The sequence below is a fragment of the Acinetobacter sp. GN11 genome (assembly GCF_054823985.1).
This window is the reverse complement of record NZ_JRVL01000269.1, coordinates 1-1,339: the sequence shown is the minus strand read 5'-3', so window position 1 is coordinate 1,339 and position 1,339 is coordinate 1. Positions and strand designations below refer to the sequence as shown.

Here is a 1,339-nt window from a genome sequence, read left to right as displayed (position 1 = left end):
GTTGTTTGTATTTACTCCTCTTGTGTTTGCAATCACAGGTTGTAGTGAAACTTTACATTCCCAAAGAACCATACCAATAAAGACATCTTCAGAAAGTATCGCCTATCCAGAAGCTGATACAGTTTTAGGGGAAAAGTTACAGCCTAATGAGGAAGCGTTAGCTCAGAACATAGCTCAAGTCATTGAAAAGTCAATTCGTGAAAACTATACGGCGGGAAATGCTTTGCGTGATGCCCATCCTAAAGCACATGGGTGTGTGCGAGCCGAGTTTCATGTCTCAAAAAATTTACCTGCTCAGTTTGCTAAAGGAGTTTTTATCCCAGATCAAAGTTATCAAGCATGGATTCGTTTTTCAAATGCGTCTAATGACGCCACTAGTGCTGACATTGACAAAGATGCACGTGGCATAGCCATAAAACTTTTAGGTATATCTGGAGACAAAATTTTAGAAAGTGAAAAACAAGCAACCACTCAAGATTTTATTATGATTAATCACCCTGTCTTTTTTGCCAATGATGCGAAACGATATCTTTCTTTTATGAATGATGTGAATAGCCACAATATGATCAGAAAACTTCATATCCCTTTTGCCTTAGGTTTTAAGGGAACCATGAATGCACTGGGAGCACGTAACTCACAAATTGCAAACCCACTCTATGCACGTTACTGGTCTATGGTTCCCTATCAGTTAGGACTTGGCAAAGATCGGCAAGCAGTTAAATATTCAATACGTGCTTGTTCGGTAACACCAAATAATCTACCTAAAAACCCGAGTCATGATTTTTTAAGAGAAGCTTTAAAAAATACTTTGCAAAATAATGATGCCTGTATGGAATTCCTTATTCAGCCGAGAACGTCAAGTAAAATGCTAGTAGAAGATGCGATGACAGAATGGGATGAAAAAGCAGCCCCTTTCTATCAAGTAGCAACTATTCACATTCCAAAGCAAAACTTTGATACACCTGAACAAAACCAGTTCTGTGAAAATCTTTCTTTTACGCCGTGGCATGCTTTACCTGAACATAAGCCATTAGGTGCAGTAAACAGAATGCGTAAAGTCATTTATGAAAATATAAGTAAAGTTCGACATGATATGAATTCAGCCCCTAGACAGGAACCTTAAATACGTTATTTCTCTCGTTTTGGCAGTTAAGTGATCGTGTCTTACTAGGAGCAATTTTTTCATTTAATAACTTCTTTACTGGTGTCTATGGTGATTCGATCAATGAAATCTGCCAGCCATAAAATAAAGTCATCTTCATTTTTATGCTTTGGAATCAAGCTTATATCTACCCTAATCAGTAATTCAATTTGCACACTAACAACAGTCCCTTCGAAG

The 1,339-nt window shown here is 37.6% G+C and carries 1 protein-coding gene and 1 pseudogene; one reads left to right on the top strand and one right to left on the bottom strand.

The window, feature by feature from the left end; all coding sequences use genetic code 11:
• The first annotated feature begins 1 nt into the window (after window position 1).
• A complete protein-coding gene (locus NL42_RS17860; protein WP_461313773.1) occupies window positions 2-1,123 on the top strand; it encodes a catalase family protein in 1,122 nt (373 codons plus the stop codon).
• A gap of 59 nt (window positions 1,124-1,182) precedes the next feature.
• Here NL42_RS17860 and NL42_RS17855 read toward each other — a convergent pair.
• Window positions 1,183-1,339, bottom strand: a pseudogene (locus tag NL42_RS17855) (hypothetical protein); the annotation flags it as partial.